Below are 26,901 nucleotides of genomic sequence, written 5' to 3'. Positions count from 1 at the left end.
CTAACTTCTCTCTCGATTGTATGGCATTGGCGGCTAGTCGATGATGCGAACCCCTCCGCGGCCCACCAGTTCCTCCACCTGATCGATGAAAAGCCGATCCGCGGCGACCAGGCAGTTGTGGGGTTCAAGCACCGCACAAAACTCCCCCGGCTCTTCGAGATCTAGCAGCAGCTTTCCTTTGCCAGGAGCTCCAACCAGGATGGCATGCAGCTTCTCAAGCAGCGCCGCATCAGGATTATGCAGGGGAACCTTGATCCGCAACGAATCCGGCAGCTTGATCTTTACATCCTCCAGCGCCTGAATGCTCGAAACGGCAAGCTTCGGCGCCGAATCCTCTTCGCCGCGCAACACGCCCCGAACCACCACGGGCACATCGATCTTTAACTTCTCCGCAAGCTTCTCGTACGATTGCGGAAACGCGATCAACTCGATCTTACCCACCGTATCCTCAAGCGAAGCCTGCGCATACATCTCCCCCGAGCGCTTCGACTTCGCGACCTTCAGGCCTGTAATCACGCCCGCAATAGAGATCTCATTCTGCGGCTCTTCACTTCGTCCTCGTCGAAATACCTGCGGCTCAGGCTTCATCTCGCAGGCCGTCGCTGTATCGACAACCTTCATGTTCCGAAGCTTCTCGCGATACTTATCCATCGGATGCCCGGACACAAAGAATCCCAGCACCTCTTTTTCATTCTGCAAACGTGTGTGTTCGTCCCACTCCGCAACGCTTGGCAGTGCCTCCTCACCATTGTGCGAAGAAGGAGAATGAATATCCGCATCGAAGATTCCAAACAAGCCATGCTGCCCAGCCGCCTCATCGCGTTGAGACTTCTGTGCCCGCTCCATCGCCTTATCCAGAGCAGCGCACAACGCCGCCCGGCCGCCAAACACATCCATCGCGCCAGCTTTGATCAGAGACTCCAGCACACGCTTATTCAGCAGCCGCAGGTCAACTTTCTCGCAGAACTCCCACAAGCTGGAGAACCCCTTCTTTCCCGCAGCCTGCAGCGCCGTCCGCGCCGCAATGATCGACTCAATCGCGTTATGCCCAACATTTTTGATCGCTGCCAACCCAAATCCGATCGCAGCCCCACCGGGTGTTTCGATCGGAGTAAAGTTCGCATCCGAAACCTGCACATTCGGCGGCACCACCGAGATATTCATCTCGCGGCACTCCGAGATGTACTTCACCACGTTCTCCGGCTTCGACGTTTCGCTCGTGAGCAGAGCCGCCATAAACTCCACCGGATAATGCGTCTTCAACCACGCCGTGTGATAGGCCAGCAGCGCATACGCAGCCGAATGTGACTTATTGAAGCCATATCCGGCAAACTGCGCCATCAGGTCAAAGATCTTCCCTGCCGTATCCTTCGGATGTTTATTCGCCGCCGCGCCACTCATGAAGCGATCGCGCTGCTTCGCCATCTCCGCGGGATCCTTCTTCCCCATCGCCCGCCGCAGCAGGTCCGAATCGCCCAGTGAGTAGCCCGCCAGCACGTTTGAGATCTGCATCACCTGCTCCTGGTACACAATGACCCCCAGCGTCTCGCGAAGAATCATCTCCAGTTCAGGCAGCTCATAACTCACCGCCCGCCGTCCCCACTTGCGCTCGATGAAGTCGTCGATCATGCCACCCTGAATCGGCCCCGGACGATACAGCGCGTTCAAAGCAGTCAGGTCCTCAACCGTGTTCGGCTTATATCGCCGCAACACATCTCGCATCCCGCCCGACTCAAACTGAAACACACCCGAGGTCAGCGCCCGGTGATACACCTGCTCATACGTCTTCGCATCATCCAGCGGAACCATCGCCATATCGACATCCGTACCCGTCGTCGACTTGATCAGCTTCAACGCATCATCAATCACCGTCAGCGTCGTCAGTCCGAGGAAGTCCATCTTCAGAAGCCCCATCTTCTCGACAGCCTTCATGTCATATGCTGTGACGATATCGTCGTTCTTCGCACGCGTCACCGGAACCAACTCCGTCAGCGGCTTCGGCGCAATCACGACACCCGCCGCATGCACGCCCGCGCCGCGAACAAGTCCCTCCAGCCGCAGCGCCGCATCGATCAACTCCTTAATCTTCGGATCGCCCTCATACGCCCCTGCCAACGAAGGCGAATCCTTCAAAGCCTGATCGATCGTGATCCCAATCGTAGTCGGAATCATCTTCGCGATCCGGTCGACCTCGCCATACGGCATATCCAGCGCACGTCCCACGTCCTTGATCGCAGCCTTGGCCGCCATCGTGTTGAACGTAATAATCTGCGCAACCTGATCCCGCCCATACTTTCGGTTGACGTACTCAATCACCTCACCACGCCGGTTCATGCAGAAGTCGATATCGATATCCGGCATCGACACGCGCTCCGGATTCAGAAAACGCTCAAACAACAGTTCATTCTGCAGCGGATCGATATCCGTAATCTGCATCACGTAAGCCACCAATGAACCCGCAGCCGATCCACGCCCCGGTCCCACTGGAATCCTTTGCTCGCGCGCATACTTGATAAAGTCCCAGACAATCATGAAATAACCAGGAAACTTCATCTGTTTGATGATGTTCAGCTCGCGGTCCAGCCGCTCGTGATACTCAGGAATCGTTTTTTTCAACAATCCCCGGGAACGCAGATGGGCAACAGCCGTTTCGAGGCGCATCTCCAGGCCCTTGCGGCACACCTGCTCAAAGTAGGTATCAAGCGTCTCTCCCTCAGGCACGTTGAAATCCGGAAACGGATTGTCCACCTTCAACATCTTTACGTTGCATCGTTCAATAAACTGCATTGTCCGTGTGCAGACCTCGGGATTCTGCGAGAAAGTCCGCAGCATCTCCTCCGCGCTCTTGATGTAAAACTCCTGCGTATCGAACTTGAATCGCTTCGGGTCGTTCATGCTGCCGGCCGTCTGCACGCAGAGTAGAATCTCATGCGCTCGCGAATCATCCGAAGCGACATAGTGGCTATCATTGGTCGCGATCAGAGGAATATCAAGCTCGCGCTCCATCTTGAACAACGCATCGCAGACGCCCTTATCCGGCGCCAGTCCATGGTCCTGAATCTCGAGAAAATAGTTGCCTTTACCGAAAAGATCCTGATAAAAGCCAGCAATACGCTTCGCCTCCTCGTACTTGTCCTCCATCAAAAACTGATTCACCTCACCCGCAAGACAGCCCGAGAATCCAATCAAGCCCTCCGAATGTTTCGCAAGAAAATCCTTCGACACGCGCGGCTTTCGATAGAACCCATGCAGCGCCGCCTCGCTCGTCAGCCGAACCAGATTGCGATAGCCCTCCTGATTCTCTGCCAGCACCAACAGGTGGTTATACTTATCTCCCTCCGGCGCGGCACGATGATCGTCGTTCTTGCAGATGTAAAGTTCGCACCCGAGAATCGGCTTGATTCCCTTCTTCTGCATCGCTTCGAAAAAGTGCACCGCGCCATAGATATTTCCGTGGTCGGTCATCGCAGCCGCTGTCTGGCCAATCTTGCTCAAATGCCCGGCAAGTTTATCTACGTCGCAGGCGCCATCGAGGAGTGAGTAGTCAGTATGAAGATGAAGGTGAGTAAACTCTGCTGCCATCTCTATAGTTTAGAGCCGTCCCACCCATAGGAAAACGCGTCCCAAATTGCCGTATTAGAATCGTTACCCAAGTATGGTCGGCATCTTTTTCATCGACGCAATCAGCCGCAGGCTCCGGCGCAAAAATCGCGAGAAGAAACTTTGCCTCGCCGCTCAATGGCCTGTCGCCAAGGCCGAAATCAACCACTGGCAAGTCCTCTCCGCCGACGAAGACGTGGTCTCACCTGGGGTCACCTACCAGATCGAAGCCGGTTTCCACTTCAAGATCAACGGGGAATACTATGGCGGCTATCTTCGCAGCGTAGCTCTCACTCATCATGAAGCCGAGTCGAAGTCGACCGGCAGCCCCTCGGTAAACATCCGCTACAACCCCGCCAATCCAGACGAGACGGCCGTACTCGCCGAAGACAACCTGGGAAGTCTACCCTTCCGCATCCTCTCCGGCTGACATAGGAGGACACGCTACGACCGAACCAACTCCTCCGCCAACCGCACATAGAGATCGACACAGTCCAACAGTTCTTTCTTTGCGATCTTTTCATTTGGCGTATGTGCTACATGAATCGACCCGGGCCCCAACAGGAACGGCTCACCCCAGGCCGTCAGCTTCGGAATATCCGTCGTAAACTTTGCAATCATCGTCGGCAGCTGCCCAACCTTCCGCATCCTGACAAATGGTAGATCGAGGCTGAACTCAACATCCGCCCTGTCGCCGACGGCCGCAACGATCGATCTCCTCACTTCCTCCGAAGGCCCCACCAGGCGAACCAGAATATGTGCCTCTGCCTTATCCGCGATTACATTCGGAGCTCGCCCCCCTTCAATCAATCCGATGTTCAACGTCGAAGGGCCGATCTCCGGCTCAACCGGCAACGGCATCGCCAGAACATCATGCAGCGCTTCTATCAACTTATCGATAGCCGACTCCCCCAGCTCAGGATAGGCAGAGTGCGCCATGCGGCCCTTCGCCCTCAGTTCAACCCGCAACGCGCCCTTCGATGCCAGCGCCAGCCGGTTATCCGTCGGCTCTCCATTGATCAAAAACCGCGAACCCTTCGGAGATAAGTTGGCGACAGCAGCGCCCGCCGAATCCCGCTCCTCCCCCACCACAAAAAGCAATCCAACCTTCACTCCGCCATCGCGCAGCCGATCCGCCGCCGCAACCTGTGCCGCAACAATTCCCTTTGCATCGCAGGTTCCCCTGCCATACAAAAACTCGTCGTCCTCCGTGCAGCCAAAGAAGGGAGGAACCGTATCCATGTGGGTCGAAAGCACCACATCCGGCGCGACCCCAGGCATGGCGGCGTACACATTGAACCGCTCCCCACTGCCTGCTCCCGGGGTACTGGCACGGTCCGGCTGCTCAACCGCCGTTCGCTCCACCTCGTAATGCTGCGCCCCCAGATAATCATAAAGAAACGCACCGGCAAGACCCTCGTGATACGTAGTGGACTCAATATTTACTAGCTGTTTCGTCAGTTCGATAGGGTCAATCGCCATGCCCTCCAGCATACGGTATCCCCTATAAAGAGCGGACAACGAACACACCCGATAAACTGAAAATGATGACGCAAACTTCCAGCTCCCAGACCCCTAGCTCACAGATCCGTTCCATCGACGATCTCCACGGCCCCACCGGTCGCCTCGAAGCCCTTCTCAACACAGGTCGCGACGATGCCTCGTATGCTGCGCTCGTCTGCCATCCGCACCCCTCGGGAGGCGGAACCATGCACAACAAAGTGGTCTATCACGCCATGAAGGCCTTCTTATCCTTCGGCCTTCCCGTCCTTCGCTTCAACTTCCGTGGCGTAGGCCTCAGTGAAGGCGCTCACGATCACGGGCTCGGAGAACAGGACGACGTCCTCGCAGCTCTCGACTGGTTACAACACAATCTCGACCGTCCCATCCTCTTCGCCGGCTTCTCCTTCGGCTCGAACGTCGGGCTGCGAGCCTGCTGTGGTGATCCCCGCGTGAAGGGTCTCGTCGGCCTCGGCGTTCCCGTCCACGCAGAGGGCCGCGACTACACCTATAAGTTTCTGCCTAATTGCACCCAACCCAAGCTCTTTATCAGCGGCGACCACGACCAATACGGCCCACGCGACATTCTCGAAGGCGTCTTTGAAAGAGCGCCTGAACCAAAGCGCCTGGTCTGGATCTCAGACGCCGACCACTTTTTTCAGGGAACCACCGCGTCGCCCAACCCGAAGCTCGATCTGATGCAGGCCGAGATTCGCCTCTGGTTGCAGAGCGTATTCAGCTTAAGTTAGCGAACTAAGCCGCGCCTCGTTCAGCCACCTGGTTGGCAAACGCGGCAGACTCCGCATGCCGGCTCACCGTCACACGCGCTTCAGAAGGCAACGGTTTCTGTAACCACTCCCGCATCGCCGTATTGCAGATCTCCGGCATCTCCTCAAACGCGATGTGTCCGACGCCTGGAAGCACCATCAAACTCGATTGAGGCAGAATCCGCTGCAGCTCCCGCCCCGAGTTCAGGCCCACCGCCCTGTCGCGATCGCCCCAGATCAGCAGCATTGGCTTCGCCACCAACCGCTCCAGCACAGATCGCAGCAATCCCATATCTACAAACCAGCGCTGCACAATCTGCAACACGTGGTCCATGGTTCCGGGAACGTGTAGCCCTTCGATATACCCCTCAAGCGCCCCGGCTGAAACCCGGGAGGGATCCCCATACATGCGGCTAAGTGCTGTCGCCTTCAATCTCCTCGGGAAAGAAGGAATCTGTCGTGCGAACCAGATCCCAAATCGTGTCTGATAAAACCGGATCAACTGGTGTCCCAGGTCGCAGAACGGATTTGCCGGCGCGAACAGGATCAACCGGCGCACACGATCGGAGTGCCGTGCGGCAAACATCATAGCCACGGCCCCACCATGGGAATGAGCTGCTATATCGGCCTCGTCCAGACCAAGCGCGTCCATGTAAGCTGCCAGCCGGTCCGCCGTCGCTTCCAGTCCGGCATCAAGTCCAGGCACGCGCTCCGACTCGCCCATATTGAACAGGTCGATCGCGTACACGTCAGAGTCCTGCGCAAGAAAACTAATGTTTCTCCGCCAATTTTTGGCCGATCCTACCAGGCCGTGCAGAAGCAGCAGTGGTCTGCCCGAACCGGCGCGTTGATAGTGGACCTTCACCCCGTCCACCACAACAAACCCCTCACCAATTTGACTAATCTCTCTTCGTGTCACTTTCCGGCAGCCTCATTTTGCTCAAGGAAGGTCATTCCAAAGCAACCTTCAAATATTACAGGAGTATTAATTGTTTCCTATGGATTATTTTAGCTAAATCCAATATCACCTCAGAGATGTTTCAAATCCGATAATTGGCTCCTCCAATTACATAGATGCGTAGGATGTGAACAATTTCTTCATCGGCAGCGTAAGATTTGAAATAACTTCGAGTATTACGGAGTAGGTTATGATTTTCTGTAGACTTCAAGATGGCAAGTGACCTCCTGCTGGTGCATTGAACGTTATATCGTTTGGTCCTTAATGTGCTCACGTTGTTCTAAGCCGCCAGATTTTCATGAAAAACGCCTCCCAAACTCGCATTCTGGCTATCGTACTTGCAGTGGCGACTGTCGCCGCCTGCGTCCTTGCAGCCATGAACTTCGATCGGGAGAGCGGTTTCGACGTCCCCACTGACGGCATCTGGTGGGTCGAGGCAGCCACCGGCCTCCGGGCTGAGCGCGTTCCAGCGATATCCCCAGGCCATCGCGCCGGCATACGTACCGGCGACATTCTCGTCAGTGTCGACGACCAACCCACCCCCCGCGTCGCATCACTCACCCGCGAGATGTTTCGCAGCGGCATCTGGGCCCATGCCACCTACTCCATCCTCCGCCCGGTTCCGCAATCCATTGACCTCCACGGGGCGACCAAGCTCGACATTCAGGTCATTCTCGAGCCCAAAGACCGCACCATCAATCAAGGACTTCGCTTCATCGCGCTGGTCTATCTCTGCATCGGCATCTACGTCCTGTTCCGGCGCTGGACCGCTCCAAAGTCTGTCCACTTCTACGTCTTCTGTCTCGCCTCGTTTGTCCTCTACAGCTTCCGATCTACCGGCGAACCCGGCACCTTTGACTGGTTTATCTACTGGGGCAACATGGCCGCGCAGGCGCTCCAGCCAGCCCTCTTCCTTCACTTCGCAGTCAGCTTCTCCGACAACTTCGCCTCCGACCAACGCAACCGTCTGCGCCGACGCATCGGCTGTGCGCTGCTCTATCTCCCAGGAATATTTCTCATCGGTCTGCAGTACACGGCCATACGCTTCTGGTCCGCGACCGAGGTCCTTCTCCACCGCCTCGACCAGATCGCCCTTGGCTACCTGGCCCTCTACTACGTCATCGCCGCCATCGTCTTCCGCCTCCGTTATCGCTGGGCCGAGTCCGCACTCGAACGCCAACAACTCAAGTGGCTCACCCGTGGCACCCTCATCGCGGTCACGCCGTTTACCCTGCTCTACGTCATCCCCTACCTAGCTGACTGGTCGGTCAACAGCCAGATCGCCAAGATCGCCGGTCTCTCTCTCGTCGTCCTTCCCCTCACCTTCAGCTGGGCCATCGTCCGCTACCGGCTCATGGACGTCGACCTCATCTTCAAACGCGGCGTCACCTACACCCTGGCCACCGCATCGCTCGTCGGCCTTTACTTCGGCATCATCGCCCTCACCGGCGAGATCGTCCACACCCGGCTCTCCAGCCTCGGCGTCTGGGGCCTTCTCGCCGCCATCATCATCGCCGGGATCGTCTTCGATCCGCTTAAGCGCATGATTCAGGCGCGAGTCGATCGCGTCTTCGATCAAAAGCGCTTCGACTACCGCGAAACCCTCGTCGAATTTGGCCGCGGCATCAACGCCCAAACCGATCTTCGTGCCCTGCTGGACTCCATCGTCGAGCGCCTTCCCCAGACTCTCCTCGTCACTCGCGTCGCCGTCTTTCTCGCCTCGGAGAGCGAGGGCATCTACACCCCGCGACACTTCGATCTAGCCGCCTCCCACGGCCTCACCAACCTCCACACCGCCGAACTCCGCAGCCTCGATGTTCGCTTCCTGGACTTCGACCGCCCCGGAGCCAATAACCACATCTTCCTCGAAAACCCCCAGCAGATCCTCCGCCTCCCCGAAGCCCAGCGCCAGAGCGCAGGCCGCCTCGACCTCAACTACTACCTTCCCTGCCGCGTCGCCAATCGCGAAGGCGGTGGAACCCGCACCGTCGCGGTCATCGGTCTCGGCCGCACCGACGACGGAGACTTCCTCTCCAGCGAAGACATGGAGCTGCTCGAATCCCTCGCCGGCTACATCGGCATCGCCATTCAAAACGCGCAACTCTACCGCCGCCTCGAACAGAAGATCACCGAGTTCGAAAGCCTCAAGGAGTTCCACGAGAACATCGTCGAGTCCATCAACATCGGCGTCTTCGCCGTCGACCTCGACGACCGCATCGAAAGCTGGAACACCCAGATGGAGGGCATGTACTCGAAGTCGCGCAGTGAAGTCCTCCGCCAGCCCCTCTCGGCCATCCTGCCGCCGGACTTCGTAGCCCGTTTCAACAGCGTGCGCGAGGAACACGGCACCCACACCCTCTACAAGTTCCGCCTCGTCCTACCCGACGGAAAGGTCCGCATCGCTAACATCGCCATCGCCCCACTGGTCACGCGTAACTTCGTCGCCGTAGGCCGCATCATTCTCGTCGACGACATCACCGACCGCATTCAGCTCGAAGCCCAGCTCACCCAGGCTGAAAAGCTCTCCTCCATCGGCCTGCTCGCCGCCGGCGTCGCCCACGAGGTCAACACTCCCCTCGCCGTCATCTCCAGTTACACCCAGATGCTCACCAAGCACATGCGCGACGATGAGCGCCTCGCCCCCGTGCTCGAAAAGATCACGCAGCAGACCTTCCGCGCCTCCGAGATCGTCAACGGCCTGCTCAACTTCTCCCGCACCAGCGGCGCCGAGTTCGCCCCCCTCAACCTCAACGAGCTTCTCCGCGACACCGTCACTCTGCTCGAGCATCAGTTCAAAACCGCGCAGATCCGCGTCGAAACCAACTTCGATCCACACCTCGCCCGCATTCACGGCAACCAGGGCAAGCTGCAACAGGTCGTTCTCAACCTCATGTTGAACGCGAAGGACGCGATGTTTGGAACCGCCAACGCGACGCTCAAGATCGCAACCTTCAACGGCGCTGGCCGCGTCATCGTCCGCATTCAGGACTCCGGCAACGGTATCGAAAAAGAGCACCTCCACCGCATCTACGATCCCTTCTTCACCACCAAGACCAAGCCCCAGGAGGGCGAACACAAGGGCACCGGCCTCGGCCTCGCCGTCAGTTACGGCATCATGCAGGAGCACGCCGGAAAGATCCACGTTGAGAGCGAGATCGGCGTCGGCACCGCCTTCCAGTTGGAGTTCCCCACCTCAGCCGCTCGCCCTCCCGTCATCGCGGATGGACCTCCGAAGGCCGAAGCAGTAAAGGCCGAAGCGGTGAAGACCGAAGCAGTAACGATCGACAGGAAGGCGATGCATGTCTGAGATCACCGAGCTCGCCGCCGAAACCCTCCATCTCCAACGCACCGCCCGAGTCGTCGGCGATCCCCGCATCCTCATCATCGATGACGAAGCAGCCATCCGCGAGTCGCTCGACACCCTGCTCACCCTCGAAGGCTTCACCGTCAGTGCCGCAAGCGATGGCCCCTCCGGCCTCGAGCTGCTCTCACGCAACGAGTACGACCTGCTCCTCCTCGACCTCGCCCTGCCTGGTGAAAGCGGATTGGATCTCCTCCCCCGTATCGTCGAGATGCAGCCCAACCTTCCCGTCATCATGATCACGGCCTACGGCACGGTCGGCAACGTCGTCGACGCAATCCGCGCCGGAGCAGAAAACTTCGTCCAGAAGCCGTGGGACAACGAGAAGCTGCTTGCCGACATCCGCGCCGCCGTCGCTCGCCATCGTGCCGAAGAAGAGGTCGTTCAACTCAAGCGCACCCTCAAGCAGCGCTACAACTTTGAAAACATCGTCGGCAAGAGTGAGCCGATGCTCCGCCTCTTCGACCTCATCGCACAAGTCGCCCCCAGCCGCTCGACCGTTCTCATCCAGGGTGAAAGCGGCACCGGCAAAGAACTCATAGCCAAGGCCATCCACGCCAACTCCCCTCGCAAGGATCGTCCTTTCGTGCCGGTCAACACCGGTGCCGTGCCATCCGAGCTGCTTGAATCCACTCTCTTCGGCCACGTCAAAGGCGCCTTCACCTCTGCCGTCACAGCTAAAAAAGGTCTCTTCGAAGTCGCTAACGGCGGTACGCTCTTCCTCGACGAGATCGGCACCATGGGTATGGACATGCAAGCCAAGATCCTCCGTGTCCTTCAAGACCGCCGCTTCATGCATCTCGGCGGCGTACAGGAGATTCAAGTCGACGTTCGCATCATCGCCGCCACCAACGTCAACCTTCAGGACGCCGTCCGCGCAGGACGCTTCCGCGAAGACCTCTTCTACCGCCTCAACGTCATCAGCCTGGAACTCCCGCCGCTTCGTTCCCGCCGCGAAGACATCCCTCTGCTCGCATCACACTTCCTCAAATTTTACGCAGAAGAGAATGGTACGGAGACGCGCTCCCTCTCCCCTGAGGCGATGCGCATCATCATGGACTACGAGTGGCCCGGCAACGTTCGCGAACTTGAGAACGCCATGGAGCGCGGTGTCGTCCTCTCCACCTCCCGCAGCATCAATCCAGACCTGCTGCCCACTCAACTCACCGGAAGCACCTACTCGGCCAGCCTGCTCGACCACCAGCCAAACGCCAGTCTCTTCGACCTGATGGAAGAGATCGAGCGTCGCATCATCTCCGACCGCCTCGAACGTTGCCACTGGAACCAGACCGAAGCCGCCGAATACTTCAAGATTCCGCTCTCGACTCTCAACCAGAAGATCAAGCGCCTTAACGTAGAAGTCAAGAAACGAACCCGCGACTAGCCTCCAGGCTGAATCACAATCTTCATCGAGTCAGCCTGGGGATGCGACGCCAGATCGATCGCCGCCACCGCATCCTCCAGCGAAAACCGGTGCGAGATCAGGTTGGTCAAATCGAACCCGCTACGGTAGCCGTCGAACACCATCCGCGTCACCTCATCCTGTATCGCGACCGACGCACTGTAAGACCCCATCAACGTCTTCTCGTCCATACACACAGCCGCAGGATCGAACGGTGCCTCCCCATGCTGCGTCGAAGCAAACAGCACCACTCGTCCGCCCGGCCGAATCGCCTCCATGGCAACCTTGATCAACGCATCGCTGCCAACCGCCAGCAGAGCGATATCTGCACCGCGTCCTTCGGTAGCCTTCTTCGCCGCTGCAACCACATTTTCACGAGCATCAACAGGATGATCAAGCCCGAACTTCGCTGCCACGGCGTGCCGCTCTTTATACAGATCACTGGTCAGAACATTAGCTCCCGTCCGCCGTGCTAGCGCAGCCAGCAAAATCCCAATCGGTCCTTGGCCAATCACCAGCACTGTCTCATCCGCCTTCAAATCGAGCAACTGAATCGCCTTATAGCAGGTGTTCACCGGCTCCAGAAACGCCGCCTGCTCAAACGGAATATTGTCGGGAATCTTCACCAACCCACGCCGCACAATCCAGTCCATCACGCGAATGTACTCGGCAAAGCCGCCGCCAGAGGGCGCAAAACCCGCCGTACATCCAACCCTCTTATAAACCTCACACTGCGCAAACGTCTGTTTGCGACAGTAATAGCACTCGCCACAAGGAATGTGATGGTAAGCCATCACCCGATCGTCGACAGCGAACCTCTCAACCCCGGCGCCCACTCGCACAATCGTCCCCGCCATCTCGTGCCCAAAGACACGCGGCGCATCATGCGAACCGCTATGAATCTTCTTCAAATCCGTCCCACAGATTCCGCAGGTATGGATCTTGACTAACACCTCCCCGTCACCAATCTCAGGTACCGCGATCGTCTCAATCCGAACATCATCTACACCGCGATAGACCGCAGCACGCATCGTCTCAGGAATAATGTGTGACATCAACCGATCCTTATCTCTGCTTCTCAGTGTAGTCGCCGCTCGATCTGCGCACCGAACCACTCTCATCCAACCATTCATAGAGCGCCTCTGCCAAATTCTTAGCCGCGGCAGAACTATGTCTTCCCAACTTCATCAAAGCCGACCACGATCCAGGCCGCATCGCAACATGCGCCAAAAACGCAGGCATCTTTAACCGCCCATTCTCTGCGACAAACGGATTCAAGTCTGGCAACCGCGCATTGGCATCATCCGATACGGCCTTAAAGCAATAGAACGGAATGCCTTTTCTCAAAGCAGTCCGGGCAATCGTCGCTGCTTCCATATCCACAAGCCCCGCTCCGTAGCTTGCAGCTAACCGCTTCTTCTCGCGCTCATCAGCTACTTGCGTCGTAGTTGCCAACACTGGCCAAGATGGCTGAAAATCCGTCGGCCGAAACCGTTCTCCGGTCTTTGTATCGATAACTAAAGAGACGCCTGAAACGGATTCCGCCGCAGTAGCTCCATTCAGAGCACCCGCCCATCCCACCGAGCAAACAGCGTCAACCGCAGCAACCTTCTCCGCTTCAGCAAAGGCCACAGCAGCCCTCACTTCCCCCATGCCCGCGCACGCGGCAATCCAGCACCCATTCGCATGGCGGTACTCCCACACCGAACATCCTTTACCCGAATCTCTCCGCTTCCAACTCCCTGCACCTCGACCGCGAACCAGCGGCTTCAGTTCCCCTTCAAGCGCAGCAATAATCGCGATGTTTCCCTTCATGCCGCCTGTCCATCCAGTGGCGGCGCATATCCATGGGCGACGAACCACTCAATCGCCGCTCGCAACGCACTATAAACAGGCAGCACCTGAAATCCCAGATCCCGCTCTGCCTTCGCCGAAGAGGCAAACATCATCTTCTTTCCCATTCGAACAGCCTCGACGGTCGCACGAGGCTCCTTGCCCCTCAACTTGCCAGTAACGTTTTCATCAAAGAAGGCAAAGGCCATCGCCACCGCATGCGGCACCTTCATCGTCGGAGAAGGAAGCCCCGTAATCGCCGACATACGATCCAGAATCTGCTTCAGCGTAAGGTTCTCTCCACCAAGGATGTATCGCTCCCCAGGAGTTCCACGCTCGAGCGCGACGACATGCATCCGCGCCACCTCGACCACATCCACCAGGTTCAGCCCGGTATCCACATATGCAGGAAAATTTCTATTCAGGAAGTCGACAATGATCCTCCCCGTCGGCGTTGGCTTCGAATCGCCAGGGCCAATCGGCGTTGTAGGATTCAGGATCATCACATGCTGACCGGCCTTCGCCGCTTTGATAGCCTCAAGTTCGCCAAGAAACTTGGACCGCTTGTAGTGGCCGATCATCTCCTGCAACGAGACCGGCGACTCTTCATCCACGATCGTCCCATCTTTCTTGAAGCCCATCGTCGCCACGCTTGACGTATAAACCACACGCTCGACCCCAGCCTGGCAAGCGAGCCTCAGCAGCTCCCGCGTGCCAGTCACATTGGCTGCGTACATCTGGTCCGGGTCACGCACCCACAGACGATAATCCGCGGCAACATGAACCAGAGCATCGCAACCCACCAAAGCCGAGCGGAGCTTCTCAGGCTCGCGAAGGTCTCCGGTCACCATCTCGGCATCAAGGTCAGCAAGAGAGTCCAACCGGCTCGTCTGCCGAGTCAGCAGCCGAAGGCTGGCGCCCTCTGCCGCATAACTTCTGGCCACATGGCTTCCAACGAAGCCCGTCGCTCCCGTAATAAATACGCGCACTCTCGCTCTTTCCAGCCAAACTGGCAGGTAACCCTGGAACATCAACCTGCTACCCGGCAAACTCTACGCCCGACTGCGGTCTTAGTCCAGCTTCTCCGGCTCGATCTGGATGTTCTGTTCGCCGGCTGCCTTCTTCTCCCAGTACTTCTTCACCCACGCTTCGAAGGTCTTGCCCGCCGCCGTATCGCGGCCACTGAACGCAATCGCCGCAATGTCCGCGTAAGTGATACTTACCTTCGTCTTCTCATTCACTGGAAGAATTCGTACAAACGAATCAGCGAGGGAGGCACCTGTCCGTCGATCGAAAAGATAGCCAATCACTTGAGACCCATCTTTACGAGTAACTGTAATATCGCCGCGATAGTCAAATGCCTTCTCCAACGCCTCGGTGATCTCTTGATCGGTCGCAAGCGTCGGAATCCAGCCTTCAAGTTGTTCGCGGTCGCGACCCGCAATGTGCTCGAGTTCGTCCGCACTCTGATGCCGCAACTGTTCGATCTTCAGATGTTCCTGTTGTTCTGTTGCCATGACACCTAGTCTCCTGAGATCGATTGCAGTTCTGTCTTCGTTGTCCCGACTGGAGCTTGAATCTGAATTAGCGGACTGGCATGCTCCGGCCGCCACTCGTTGAGCAGCTTCTGTGCACCCTCATCAGGATAGAGAGACGAAAACATATACCTCTTGGCCGTGGTCAGAAAGCCCTTCAGAGAGCCAAAGTTATAGTCCACCGCAGAAGCTTCGTGTCCGGAGTGCACCATGCAGTTCGCGCATTGGGGATTACCGCTCTTCGCGCCGTAGTTCTCCCACTTTGTGGAGTCCAGCAGCTCTTGAAAGGTATCCGCATAGCCATCCTGCAGCAGGTAGCATGGCTTTTGCCAGCCAAAGATGCTGAAGGTTGGCATTCCCCACGGCGTACATTCAAAGTTCTGCTTCCCCATCAAAAATTCGGAAAAGAGGGGGTGAGTATTGAACTCCCACTCTTTTTTGCGATTGGAGAGTATGGCGCGAAACATTCTGCGAGACTTCGCCTTGCCGAGAAAATGATTCTGATCCGGCGCCTTATCGTAGGTGTAGCCAGGCGATACCATCATGCTTTCGACGCCGGCTGCCATCATCTCGTCGAAGTGGGCACGAACACTATTCGGATCAGCCCCGTCGAATAAAGTGGTGTTGGTCGTAACGCGAAAACCAGCCGCAACTGCAGCCCTTACGCCCTCCATCGCAATATCGTATCCACCTTCGCGGCAGACGGAGAAGTCATGATGTTCGCGCTGGCCATCCACATGGACTGAAAAAGAAAGATACTTGCTTGGCTTGAACAAGTGCAGCTTCTCTTTCAAAAGCAGAGCATTGGTGCACATATAAACGTACTTCTTGCGCGCTACCAATCCGGCAACGATCTCGGGCATCTGAGGGTGCAGCAATGGTTCCCCACCGGGAATCGAAACCATCGGCGTTCCGCACTCTTCCACAGCCTTGAAACAATCCTCTGGCGAAAGCTCTGACTTCAGGATGTGCGCGGGATACTGAATCTTCCCGCAGCCGGCGCACGCCAGGTTGCAGCGAAACAACGGCTCCAGCATCAGCACGAGCGGATACTTCTTCCGGCCCATCAGCTTCTGCTTCAAAACATAAGTTGCAACCGTCCAGGCTTGCGAGACTGGCACTGCCATCGTGTCTCCTCCAACTCCAGATAAATTCTTGACGCGCGGCTTACTGAGTTAGTGAGCCGTACCGCTCCTCATGGCACGTTCGTAGGTCGTCAATGCCAGCAGCGGGAAGTACTGTTTGTAAAGGTGGTATCCCAGATAAAACACACGCGGGAACCCCGTACCCGTGTAGTAGCTCTCGCCGTTGCGCCCCGGAACAAGCTCATCCCAGCTTCCATCTTCATGCTGGCGATCTACCAGCCAGCGAATACCCTTCGCCACCGAATCAGAACGCGTATCCCCCGCAGCCAGTAGTCCAAGCACAGCCCACGCCGTCTGCGAGGGCGTACTCGGTCCAATGCCACGCTGATTCGGATCGTCGTAGGTACCGCACGTCTCGCCCCAGCCGCCGTCCGCATTCTGCACCATGCGAATCCACTCAGCCGCCTGTTGTACCGCTGGTTCGTGATTCCAGAACCCCATCGCCTCCAGGCCACGCAGCACCAGGAACGTTCCGTAGAGATAGTTGACGCCCCAGCGCCCGAACCAACTCCCGTCGGACTCCTGCTCCTTCAGGATGAATTGAATCGCCTTCTCCACACGAGGATCGCTTCTTGTAACTCCATACAGCGCGAGCATCTCCAACATGCGACCGGTAATGTCGACTGTCGGCGGATCAAGCATCGCGTTATGGTCCGCAAACGGGATATACTGAAAGATCATCTTGGTGTTGTCGCGATCAAAACTCGCCCAGCCACCGTTCTTACACTGCATCGCCCAAATCCAGTTCAGGGCGCGCTGGCAAGCATCATACTGATATCGTTCCCGCGGATTATCCACGCAATTGAGCGCAAGAAGAACCTGTCCCGTATCATCCACATCCGGATAAAACTCGTTGTTAAACTCGAAGTACCAACCGCCCGGTTCAACATTCTTGACCTTCTCCGCCCAGTCGCCTTTTTGACGCACTTCCTTCGACAGGATCCAATCCGCAGCCTTTAACATGCGCGAATCGTCTCTGCGAACGCCCGCTTCACCAAGTGCATACATAGCCTGAGCTGTGTCCCACACCGGCGGAAAACAGGGCTGCATGCGAAATGTAGGCGTCGAATAGTCGTCCGTGCCATCAGGACAATCGATACCAAGCTTCTCAAACTCATCGAGCGCACGAATCAACTGAGGATCATCTACTGAGCGCCCCAGGCACCGCAGAGCCACGATCGAATTCAACATGGCAGGATATATCGCGCCCAGTCCATCAGACTTCTCAAACCGCTCCAGCATCCAGGCCTCGGCCCGCTTCAGTGCCACCTTACGCAATGGCCGAATGTGAACCCGCTCGGCCAAATGCATCACCCGATCTACGGCAAGAAAGAAGTTGCGCCAGCCAAACGGCTTTTTCTTATCCCAGCGAAGATGCAGATTGGCATTCTCGCGCCCGCCAACAAAAAGCTCCTCGATCCCCTGCTCCGGCGCGAGCTTTTTGAACGGTTTCTTCGCATAGATGATCGACAGCGGAACAAGAATGCCGCGCGACCACGAAGAGATCTCATAGATATTGAAGTAGCACCAGTTTGGAAAGAGAACAATCTCCGGCGGAATAGCCGGCACAGCGTCGTAATCGTACTGCCCCAGCGCGCACAGATAGATCTTCGTAAAAGTGTTGCACTCGACGACTCCACCATGTGCAAGCACCCACTCACGAGCCTTCACCAGCACTGGATGATCCTTCGACCATCCCATCAGCTTCAGAGCAAGATAAGCCTTGACCCCGTAGCTGATATTGGACGGTCCACCCGGAAACAAACCCCAGCCTCCATCGTCATTCTGGTGCCGAAGAATCTCATTGATCGCGCGTTCCATCCGGCCCGGTTCGCCTGTGCCCAGCAGCGTATGCATGAAGATATAGTCAGACTCCAGCATGCTGTCTGCTTCGAGCTCGCCGCACCAGTACCCGTCTGGATGTTGCTGCGCAAAGAGCCAGTCCTTCGCCCGCGCAACACCCTGCGTAATACGATCCAGTCCAACATCCATCCGGCCAAAACGCGGCTGGGCCGGCTGATCAACGCCCTTCGGATTACTTGCAGATATACCCATGAAAAGCAAACTCTCTGTTACGAAACTAGTTACCGGTTTACTGGTGGAGCAGATGCAATCGCCTGAACGATCTCCGGAGGCAAACCAAAGCGCACGTTCTCCGGCATCACTTCAACCTCATCGACGGAGCCATAGCCCATCGTCTGCAGATATTCGACGACATCCTTGACAAGAACCTCAGGAGCCGAAGCGCCAGCTGTCACAGCAACTGTATCGACACCATCAAGCCACTCCGGCCGAATAGCATCTGCCGTATCGATCAGATACGAATTCGTATCCAGATTCTTCGAAACCTCGACCAAACGGTTGGAGTTGGAGCTGTTTGTCGATCCGACAACCAGCACCAGATCCGCTCCATGAGCAACGTTCTTCACCGCAACCTGCCGGTTCTCCGTTGCGTAGCAGATATCCTGTGAGTGCGGCCCAACGATATTCGGATACTTGTTCTTGAGCGCCTGGATCATATCCCGGGCCTCATCGAGCGACAGCGTCGTCTGCGTCAGATACGCCACACGATTCGGATCCGGCACAACCAGGTCCGCAACCTCCTGCACCGTCGAAACCACCTGGGTCACATCCGGAGCCTCACCCTGCGTGCCCTCAATCTCGTCATGGTCACGATGCCCGATCAGCACCAGTGAGTACCCCTGCTTGGCAAACTTGATCGCCTCCACGTGAACCTTCGTCACCAGCGGGCAGGTCGCATCCACCACCTTCAACCCGCGTTCCTTCGCCCGGTCGCGAACCGCCGGCGAAACTCCATGAGCCGAGTAAATCACCCGAGCGCCCTCTGGAACCTCGTCAAGTTCGTTGACAAAGATTGCGCCCTTCTTCGCCAGGTCGGTCACAACATAGCTGTTATGAACAATCTCTTTGCGAACATAGATCGGAGCGCCAAAGGTCTCCAGCGCAATCTGCACGATATCGATCGCACGCACTACGCCGGCACAGAAGCCGCGAGGCTTGAGGAGGAGAACCCGCTTAGTTTTCGTTTTGTTGCCGCTCTCGGTTCCAGCAGCGTGGTCAAGGGTGGTTGTAATCACGTCCCTAGTATACCGCGTTCAACCCTGTCTTAGCACAGAATTGAACCATTCTAGGTGCAACATAACAAGCCAAGAAAGCAACAAAAGCCGCACAAATAATGGAACCTTTTAAGCTCCCCGGCATCGTCCAATCGCGCCAAAACCCTAAAGCTTTTGGCCAGCGCAGGCCGGGTGTCCGCAATCGCATTGCAGCTTCGTCTCACCCTTCGCAGTTTCACAATAAGCAGAACAGTACTTCTGCCCTTCAGGCGGCGTACAGAGACAACCCTTCATAGCGCACTTATTCGAATCGTTTGACATCGCTCATCCTCCTGAATCGCATCTCCTCACTCGGATGCGTACGCCGTCTTACAAGATGTGCGGCCAAAAATCAGCGGCTGCTCTCCAGCAAATGTGCTGCATGCTTGAGGCTGGTCTCCGTCAACTTCGCCCCACTTAACATGCGCGCAATCTCCTGCGTTCGCTCTGAGTCCTCCATGCGGCGAACCTCAGTCTGGGTGCGTCCACGCTTCTCCGTTTTTTCGATCAGAAAGTGCTGATCCCCAAACGCCGCAATCTGCGGCAGATGGGTAATACACAACACCTGCTGGCCTTTGGACAACGTCTTCAGCTTTCGCCCAACCGCCTCCGCCGCCCGTCCGCCGATGCCGATATCGATCTCGTCAAACACCAACGTCCGTGGCAGAACCGACTTCTTCTTCCTCCCCGCCCCACCCGACGCCGCCTCCTCCACAGTCACCTTCAGCGCCAGCATCACCCGCGACATCTCACCACCCGAAGCAATCTCATACAGCGGTTTCATCGGCTCCCCGGCATTAGTCGCGATCAGACACTCTACCTGATCCCAGCCATGCGCGGTCCAGCTCTCCGTCGACTTCTCCGCGGTCACGCGCACATGAAACCGCGTGCTCATGGCAAGATCGTTGATCTGCGCCTCCGCCAGCTTCTCCAGTCTCTTCGCAGCCTCTGTACGCCCAGCGGTAAGCTTCGCCGCAACAACCCTATAGGCCTCCGCGTCCTTCTCCTGCTTAACCTTAAGTTCCACCAGCAGCGCATCGCGATTCTCCACCTCAGCCAGCTGCCGCGCCGCCTCCGCACCAAAGTCGATAACATCTTTCAAGCTCTGCCCATACTTCCGCTTCAACCGATCGAGTGCAGCCAGCCGATCTTCAATCTCCTCAAGCCGCCCGGGCGCAGCATGAACATTGTCGGCAAAATCCCTCACCTCGGCATCGACATCTTCCACGATCGCCTTCGCCGCAGCCAACTGTTGCGCAGGCTCCTGAAACCGCGCATCGTACCGCGCCAACTCCTCCACATGCTTCAAAGCCGCACCCAGCGCGCTCTCCGCAGAGCTCTCCGACTCATACAGCAGCTCATGCGCGCTCATCGCCGCCGTATAAAGTTTCTCAGCATTTGCCAGCACTCGCTTCTCAGCCTCAAGCTGCGCGTCTTCATCCTCGGCACTCAGCCCAGCCTGATCGATCTCTCTACTCTGAAACCGCCACAGATCCGCCATCCGCAAACGGTCCTGCTCCGCAGACTGCAACTCGTCCAACTTATCCGTAGTCGCACGCCACGCAGCAAACGCCTCTGCCACTCCGTCCACACTCACCGCACCAAAGCGATCCAACAAAATACGTTGCTGCGCCTGGTCGAACGAGCCCATCGTCTCCCCCTGCGAGTGCACCAGCGCAAGCTCAGGCGCAAGCTGTCGCAACACGCCAACCGTCGCTGGCTGATTATTCACAAACACCCGTCCCTTGCCGCTAACCAGGATCTCGCGTCGCAGCAAAAGATGATCCGACTCACTGTCGATCCCATTCGCCTCAAGAATCGCAGCCGCTCCCTGGGTCAGTTCGAAGACGCAACTGACCACCGCCTTCTCTTCCCCATGACGAACAAAATCAGCCGATGCCTTCCCCCCCAGCAGCAGTGCCAGGGCATCGATCAGAATCGACTTTCCCGCGCCCGTCTCGCCAGTCAGCAGGTTAAGGCCCAGCCCGAACGTAGCGACCGCACGGTCGATCACAGCATAGTTTTCCGCTCGCAACTCCAGCAGCATAGGGCCCTCAGGCAAACACGTATCGCGAGAATAGCAAACCTCGCCCCCAACTATCGTTTACACCTGAAACACCCTCGAGATCCGCACCACAGAAGGTGCTCCAACCCGATTGCCAGCCACATTTGCCTCAACGACGATTTACACTAAGCACTGGTACACAACAACTATGGTCTGGACCCTTTCGTTAGCTCTTTACTTTTTCCAGGAAGATCCCTCAGCCGCCGCACCCCCCGCGGCCTCCAACACCAGCGCCTTGGTAGAGATGATCCACAACAGCGGCCCTGTCGCCTTCGCCGTCCTGATCATCCTGCTTATCGCCAGCATCTTCTCCTGGGCCATCATGTTTTCCAAGTGGTCCAGCTTCAGCAGAGCCCACACCCAGAGCCAGCGCTTCGTCCGCGCGTTTCGCAAATCGACTCGCCTCAGCGAAATCGCCGCTGTAGCCGACCAGTTCAAGCCCAGCCCACTCGTCGCCGTCTTCACCGAGATTCACGACGAGTACCAGCGCCAGAACGGCGGGCGCGGCCTCCCCCGCAACCCCGTCGCACTCGAACGCGCAGCCCAGACCGCCTCGAGCGAAGCCCTTACGTCAATGGAGAGCCGTATGACCTGGCTCGCCACCATCGCCGCCACCGCTCCCTTCATCGGCCTCTTCGGCACCGTCATGGGCATCATCGACGCCTTCCACGGCCTCGGCACCGCAGGCGCCGCAACCCTCCGCGCCGTTGCTCCCGGTATCTCGGAGGCCCTCATCACCACCGCCGCCGGCCTCGTCGTCGCCATCCCCGCCGTCGTTGGCTACAACCAGCTCACCGCACGTCTCCGCGAGTTCGGCGCACGCATGGACGACTTCGGTCGCGAGCTCCTCAACGCCATCGAAAACGCAGCTATGATCACTCCCAGCCAGCCCCAACCGCCCCAGCCGCAGCCCGAAGAGATCCGCCGGAGGACCTTCTAGCGATGGCCTTCTCTGCAAAAGGACGCACCCAGACCGCGCTCGCTGAGATCAACATCACGCCGCTGGTCGACGTCGTTCTTGTGCTCCTGCTCATCTTCATGCTTACCGCGCCGGTTCTCCAGTCCGGTGTCGAGGTCGCGATCCCCAAGACGCGCTCCGTCAATCAACTCACCGAAGAGCGGATGGTCGTCACCATCGACCGCGAGCAGAACGTCTTCCTGCAGGACAAGCCCGTCAACGTCAACCAGCTCCCCACCCTGCTCAGATCCACCGGCAAAGCCGACCCCTCCAAGCGCATCATCTACTTGCGAGCCGACGAACGCGTGCCCTTCGGCGCCTTCGCCTCCGTCATGGATGCGGTCAAGCAGGCCGGCATCACAAACATCAGCATCGTCACCCAGCCGATCCAGAAGTGAGGAGGGTGACATAAATACATCTCTCACAATCGGTCGCGACAGCAATCCCGACAAGCTCGGCGCAAACTTCGTCGGCTCCATCGTGCTGCACGGACTCATCGCTGCCGTCATACTGGGCTGGGCCTTCATCTTCCACACCCGAGGCCACGACTGGGGCGAGAACGCCTCAAATGCAGGAGCCATCCAGGCCACCATGGTCTCCTCGCTCCCGCTCCCTCCCACACAACGCACCCTCGATACCGGCGTCCTCACCTCGGAGGCCCCAAGCCCCGCCCCCGTCATTACCAAAGAGAGAACCGAACCGCCCCCGACTCTCAACGAAGTCGCAATCCCGGAGAAGATCACCAAGCCCATCAAAGAGGCTGAAAAACCCACGCCCGCGCCGCCAAAACACATCCAGCCCGTCACCCCTCCACCCACCAAAGCAGTCACCGGCGAGACCGCAGGTGTCCGCATCGCGCAATCGACGCTGGAGGTAAAAAACGGCACCGCCAGTGTCTCGGTCGAAGACCGCACCTTCGGCCAGCGCTTCGCCTACTACGTCAACATCGTCAACAGCAAAGTCGCACAGAACTGGTACACCGCAGAGGCCGACCCGCGCACCTCCATCGGCAAAAGCACAACCATCATCTTCGATATTAATCGCGAAGGCGTCCCCTCCAACGCCCGCATCGAGACGCCCAGCGGCTCCCCCTCGCTCGACCTCTCCGCCATGCGAGCCGTTCAGCGTGTCGACGGCTTCGGTCCCCTGCCGCAAGGCGATCACATCACCGTCGAATACACCTTCCACCTTCATCCCCAGTAAAAGCTTCGTTTTCAAGGAGTGTTTCTTTTGATTCTCCTTGACAACTGCCCGAAGACACCCCGTCCTGACGATTTTGCGTCTAACATAGAACAGAATGCATAGACAGAAACGTACGCCGTTCCTCCGGCACGCCTACCTTTGTCGTCTTGGAGTTCTTCTCCTTCTTCTCGTTGGCGCCTCCGCTCTGCAGGCGCAGGAAGGCTTCAAGACTGAAACCTCCAGCGGAGTCTCCAACATCCGCATCGCCGTCGCAGACTTCAAACCTGCCTCAGCAGATCCGCAAACCTCTGCCTTCAAGCACACCTTCGATTCAACCCTCTTCGCCGATCTCTCGAACGCAGGCATCTTCGACATCGTCTCCAAGAGTCTCCTCCCCCAATCCACCCCCGGCGCGCCCGCCGAGATGAGTATTCAGCAGTGGGCCAACGCCCCGACCTCCGCCGCCATGGTGGCCTTTGGCAACTTCAGCGTTCAAGGCAACAGAATCATCTGCAACGGCTTCCTCTTCGACGCCAAAAATATCCAGTACCCTCAGGTGCTCGCCAAGCAGTACAACGAGGACGCCAGCGACGACGCAGCCCGGCAGATCGCGCATCGCTTCGCCGACGAGATCATCTTCCGTCTCAGCGGAGGCAGCCAGGGTATCGCCGAATCAAAGATCTTCTACGTCAAGCTCACCGGCGCCGACAAAGAGATCTGGCAGATGGACTACGACGGAGCCAACCAGCACCCTCTCACTCACCTCGGCACCATCTCGATCTCCCCACGCATCTCGCCCGACAACTCCCGCCTGGCCTTCTCTTCCCTCGGTCGCGACGGCTTTCAGATCCGCATGTTCTCCCTCGTCCTTAACCGTATGGTGAACTTCTCCTCAGCCGGCGGCACCAACCTCTCCCCGGCATGGTCCCCCAACGGCAAGGACATCGCCTTCTCATCCTCCCGCAGCGGCGACCCCGAGATCTGGATCTCCGACACCAACGGAGGTTCCTCCCGCCGCGTCACCAGCTTCCGCGGCCCCGACGTCTCACCCGTCTTCAACCCACGCTCCGGCTCTCAGATCGCCTGGATCAGCGGACGCACCAATCTCCCCCAGCTCTACGTCATGGACACCGACGGATCCAACGTCCAGCGTATGACCGACGGCGGATATGCCACTTCGCCTTCATGGTCGCCTAACGGACAGTTCCTCACCTTCGCATGGGATCGCAAATACGGCCCCGGCGCACCTGGTGGACAGGATATCTACGTCATGGAGATCGCCACCAAACGCTGGATTCAACTCACCCACGATGGCGGTCGTTGCGACTTCCCTTCGTGGTCCCCGGACGGCCGCCACATCGTCTACGCCAACTCCCCCGACGGCAGAGCCACCCATATGAAGATCATGACCATGCTGGCCGACGGCACGCAAAAGCATGAGCTCACCGGCGCCGGCGCAGATATGCCCAACTGGAGTTGGAAGTAACAGCTTTTTATCGTCTCTGCGGAAACGCTTCGCAGGAAACTTGATCTTTGCACTATTACCGTTGGCAGGAGACAACAAATGAACGCGATGCAAATAGGAATTCGCAAGACCTTGGTGATTGCAGCAACTCTCATCTCCATAGGCGCCGTCACCGGCTGCCACAAGAAAGCCAGCGGGATCGACCCCAACGCGCTCGGGCCCGCGCCTGCTCCTCCCGCTGCCGCGCCCACCGCCACCATCACCGCCGATCCCCTCGCCATCGACCTTGGTCAATCTGTCATCCTCAACTGGCGCACCCAGAACGCCGCCACGGTCTCTATCGATAGCATCGGCGACGTCGCCACTAACGGCACCCAGACCGTCTCCCCATCCACCTCCACCAACTTCCATCTCACTGCTAAAGGTGACGGTGGCACCACCGAAGCTAACGTCCGCGTAACCGTTCGTGTCCCCGTAGCGCCTGCTGCTCCTCCGGCAGATACCGACATGGGCAGCGAAGCAGCCTTCCACCAGAACGTTCAGGATGTCTTCTTCGACTACGACAGCTACGATCTTCGTCCCGACGCAGTTGCAGCGACAACCCGGGCAGCCGCTTACCTCACAGTTCATCCCGCTATTAAGGTCGTCATTGGGGGATACTGCGACGATCGCGGCTCTGCAGAGTACAACCTCGCCTTAGGCGAGAACCGCGCCAACGCCGCACGCACCGCTTTGGTGAACTCCGGTGTGCCGGCCAGCCGCCTCCGCGTCATCAGTTACGGAAAAGAAAAGCAGTTCTGCACCGAAGAAAACGAAAGCTGCTGGCAGCAAAACCGCCGCGCTCAGTTCTCCCTCGACCGCTAACCACATTGCATCCCGATTCCAAACCACCCTTCCCCTGTCCTGAATCAAGGACAGGGGTTTCTGCTAACCTGACCCCACTCTTTCAGCTCCCGTGCACTCCACCGCCCGGAGGGCCGACCAAAAGACAGAAAGCCGAGTGCCTCTGACATGATCAAACCAAAGCAGCACCATCTCCGTAAGTTCCTCTCCCCGGCAATCCCATTAGCCGCTCTCCTCGCGGCCATCCTATTCTGTGCAGCCCCAGCCTTCGCTGTCAGCAAGGACATGGTGCAGCTTCAAACCCAGATCCAGGAGCTGCAGGACGCCGTAGCTCGCCTTCAGCAGTCTAACGACGAGCGCATGGGCGCCATGAAAGACCTCATCCAACAAAGTGCCGACTCCATCAACAAGATGGGCGCAAACGTCGACGTCATGCGCAAGCAGCTACAGACCCAGCAGGAGGCGCAGGGCGGGAAGGTCGACCAGGTCTCCGGTCAGATTCAGTCCCTCAACGACTCCGTCGACGAGATCAAGGCCCGCATCGCAACCCTCCAGAAGCTCATGCAGGACGTTCAAAACCAGCAGCAATCAATGAGCGCCGGCATGCCCCAGCCGACTGGCTCCCCGGCCCCGCCGCCCTCAAACCCAGCTCCGCTCACAACGCCCAGCCCGGCCTCCACCCTCCCGGCCAACCCTGCCTCCGGTCCCAACGGGAAAAGAGTCAAACCGTCAGCAAACGTCCCACAGGCAACCGACAGCCCCGGCCCCGCCGTACCACCCGCCGACGAACTCTACAAGACCGCCCTCGGCGACTACATGGCCGCCAAATATCCCCTCGCCTCCTCCGAGTTCGGCGACGTCGTCAAGTACTACCCCGACAATCCCCTCTCAGGAAATTCCTTCTACTACCAGGCGGAGATCAACTATCGCGACGGCCACTACCCCGCTGCCATCAAGGCCTATGATGCCGTCCTCGAGCAGTATCCCGACAGCAACAAGGTCCCCGCCTCTCACCTTCACAAGGGCATCGCCCTCTTCAACCTCAAGGAGAACGAAGCCGGTACCCGCGAGCTCCGCACCCTCATCCAGCGCTTCCCCAACTCGCCCGAGTCCATGCAGGCCCGCAGCAAACTCAGCGGAATGGGCATCCCCGTCACACCGAAACGCTAGC

Annotated in this window: 21 protein-coding genes; 10 read left to right on the top strand and 11 right to left on the bottom strand. The window is 58.0% G+C overall.

Translation table 11 applies throughout. The features are described 5' to 3' along the window. Positions 1-33: 33 nt before the first annotated feature. Entirely contained in the window at positions 34-3,582 is a 3,549-nt protein-coding gene (gene dnaE / locus RBB75_RS17830; protein WP_353068836.1) for a DNA polymerase III subunit alpha, read from the bottom strand. Between the two features lie 73 nt (positions 3,583-3,655). Here dnaE and RBB75_RS17825 point away from each other — a divergent pair, with 73 nt between their 5' ends. Next, positions 3,656-4,030, top strand: a complete 375-nt coding sequence (locus RBB75_RS17825) for a DUF3592 domain-containing protein (protein WP_179637994.1) — start codon at positions 3,656-3,658, stop codon at positions 4,028-4,030. Positions 4,031-4,044: 14 nt separating this feature from the next. On the opposite strand, the gene RBB75_RS17820 is transcribed toward RBB75_RS17825, so the two are convergent. Next, positions 4,045-5,082 (bottom strand): M20/M25/M40 family metallo-hydrolase, encoded by a 1,038-nt coding sequence (locus tag RBB75_RS17820; RefSeq protein ID WP_179637993.1) that lies wholly within the window; start codon positions 5,080-5,082, stop codon positions 4,045-4,047. A 62-nt stretch (positions 5,083-5,144) separates the two neighbouring features. Here RBB75_RS17820 and RBB75_RS17815 point away from each other — a divergent pair, with 62 nt between their 5' ends. Continuing rightward, positions 5,145-5,849 (top strand): alpha/beta hydrolase, encoded by a 705-nt coding sequence (locus RBB75_RS17815; RefSeq protein WP_373563142.1) that lies wholly within the window; start codon positions 5,145-5,147, stop codon positions 5,847-5,849. Between the two features lie 4 nt (positions 5,850-5,853). On the opposite strand, the gene RBB75_RS17810 is transcribed toward RBB75_RS17815, so the two are convergent. Beyond that, positions 5,854-6,786, bottom strand: coding sequence for an alpha/beta fold hydrolase (locus RBB75_RS17810; protein ID WP_353068835.1), 933 nt, complete (start codon positions 6,784-6,786; stop codon positions 5,854-5,856). A 337-nt stretch (positions 6,787-7,123) separates the two neighbouring features. Here RBB75_RS17810 and RBB75_RS17805 point away from each other — a divergent pair, with 337 nt between their 5' ends. Together RBB75_RS17805 and RBB75_RS17800 are read left to right on the top strand one after the other, a co-directional pair. Then, positions 7,124-10,132, top strand: a complete 3,009-nt coding sequence (locus tag RBB75_RS17805) for a GAF domain-containing sensor histidine kinase (RefSeq protein WP_179637992.1) — start codon at positions 7,124-7,126, stop codon at positions 10,130-10,132. After that, positions 10,125-11,570, top strand: a complete 1,446-nt coding sequence (locus tag RBB75_RS17800) for a sigma-54-dependent transcriptional regulator (RefSeq protein ID WP_179637991.1) — start codon at positions 10,125-10,127, stop codon at positions 11,568-11,570. Before RBB75_RS17805 ends, RBB75_RS17800 begins: the two co-directional genes overlap by 8 nt. On the opposite strand, the gene RBB75_RS17795 is transcribed toward RBB75_RS17800, so the two are convergent. The 8 genes from RBB75_RS17795 to recN form a co-directional block, all read right to left on the bottom strand. Beyond that, positions 11,567-12,643 carry a zinc-dependent dehydrogenase gene (locus RBB75_RS17795; RefSeq protein WP_179637990.1) on the bottom strand — a complete coding sequence of 359 codons (1,077 nt, stop codon included), beginning with the start codon at positions 12,641-12,643 and terminating at the stop codon, positions 11,567-11,569. The two genes, RBB75_RS17800 and RBB75_RS17795, sit on opposite strands and share 4 nt — an antisense overlap. A 10-nt stretch (positions 12,644-12,653) precedes the next feature. Beyond that, the gene (locus RBB75_RS17790) at positions 12,654-13,403 is read right to left on the bottom strand and encodes a nucleoside phosphorylase (RefSeq protein WP_179637989.1); all 750 of its coding nucleotides are present in this window, start codon (positions 13,401-13,403) and stop codon (positions 12,654-12,656) included. Further along, on the bottom strand, positions 13,400-14,410 hold the full coding sequence (hpnA, locus tag RBB75_RS17785) for a hopanoid-associated sugar epimerase (protein WP_353068834.1): 1,011 nt from the start codon (positions 14,408-14,410) through the stop codon (positions 13,400-13,402). The genes RBB75_RS17790 and hpnA overlap by 4 nt, the downstream gene beginning before the upstream one ends. Before the next feature lie 81 nt (positions 14,411-14,491). Further along, the gene (locus RBB75_RS17780; protein ID WP_179637987.1) at positions 14,492-14,938 is read right to left on the bottom strand and encodes a hypothetical protein; all 447 of its coding nucleotides are present in this window, start codon (positions 14,936-14,938) and stop codon (positions 14,492-14,494) included. 5 nt (positions 14,939-14,943) lie between these two features. Further along, positions 14,944-16,083 carry an adenosyl-hopene transferase HpnH gene (hpnH, locus tag RBB75_RS17775; RefSeq protein WP_179637986.1) on the bottom strand — a complete coding sequence of 380 codons (1,140 nt, stop codon included), beginning with the start codon at positions 16,081-16,083 and terminating at the stop codon, positions 14,944-14,946. Positions 16,084-16,131: 48 nt separating this feature from the next. Continuing rightward, positions 16,132-18,156, bottom strand: coding sequence for a squalene--hopene cyclase (gene shc / locus RBB75_RS17770; RefSeq protein ID WP_353068833.1), 2,025 nt, complete (start codon positions 18,154-18,156; stop codon positions 16,132-16,134). Positions 18,157-18,185: 29 nt separating this feature from the next. Further along, positions 18,186-19,199: a 4-hydroxy-3-methylbut-2-enyl diphosphate reductase gene (locus RBB75_RS17765; protein WP_179637984.1), complete on the bottom strand. Its 1,014-nt coding sequence runs from the start codon at positions 19,197-19,199 to the stop codon at positions 18,186-18,188. Positions 19,200-19,569: 370 nt separating this feature from the next. Continuing rightward, positions 19,570-21,264 carry a DNA repair protein RecN gene (gene recN, locus RBB75_RS17760; RefSeq protein ID WP_353070412.1) on the bottom strand — a complete coding sequence of 565 codons (1,695 nt, stop codon included), beginning with the start codon at positions 21,262-21,264 and terminating at the stop codon, positions 19,570-19,572. Between the two features lie 166 nt (positions 21,265-21,430). Here recN and RBB75_RS17755 point away from each other — a divergent pair, with 166 nt between their 5' ends. From RBB75_RS17755 to RBB75_RS17730, 6 genes are all read left to right on the top strand, one after another. Next, on the top strand, positions 21,431-22,222 hold the full coding sequence (locus RBB75_RS17755) for a MotA/TolQ/ExbB proton channel family protein (protein ID WP_353070411.1): 792 nt from the start codon (positions 21,431-21,433) through the stop codon (positions 22,220-22,222). Positions 22,223-22,224: 2 nt separating this feature from the next. After that, positions 22,225-22,638: an ExbD/TolR family protein gene (locus RBB75_RS17750; RefSeq protein ID WP_353068832.1), complete on the top strand. Its 414-nt coding sequence runs from the start codon at positions 22,225-22,227 to the stop codon at positions 22,636-22,638. A gap of 82 nt (positions 22,639-22,720) precedes the next feature. Then, positions 22,721-23,443 carry an energy transducer TonB family protein gene (locus RBB75_RS17745; RefSeq protein ID WP_353068831.1) on the top strand — a complete coding sequence of 241 codons (723 nt, stop codon included), beginning with the start codon at positions 22,721-22,723 and terminating at the stop codon, positions 23,441-23,443. 94 nt (positions 23,444-23,537) lie between these two features. Further along, positions 23,538-24,908, top strand: coding sequence for a translocation protein TolB (locus RBB75_RS17740; protein ID WP_353068830.1), 1,371 nt, complete (start codon positions 23,538-23,540; stop codon positions 24,906-24,908). Positions 24,909-24,986: 78 nt separating this feature from the next. After that, the gene (locus RBB75_RS17735) at positions 24,987-25,751 is read left to right on the top strand and encodes an OmpA family protein (RefSeq protein WP_257030918.1); all 765 of its coding nucleotides are present in this window, start codon (positions 24,987-24,989) and stop codon (positions 25,749-25,751) included. 147 nt (positions 25,752-25,898) lie between these two features. Then, entirely contained in the window at positions 25,899-26,900 is a 1,002-nt protein-coding gene (locus RBB75_RS17730) for a tetratricopeptide repeat protein (protein ID WP_353068829.1), read from the top strand. Position 26,901 lies beyond the last annotated feature (1 nt).

Source organism: Tunturibacter empetritectus (assembly GCF_040358985.1).
Classification (GTDB): Bacteria; Acidobacteriota; Terriglobia; order Terriglobales; family Acidobacteriaceae; genus Edaphobacter; species Edaphobacter empetritectus.
The sequence above is the reverse complement of the archived record's forward strand: the minus strand, read 5'-3'. Positions and strand labels throughout refer to the sequence as shown.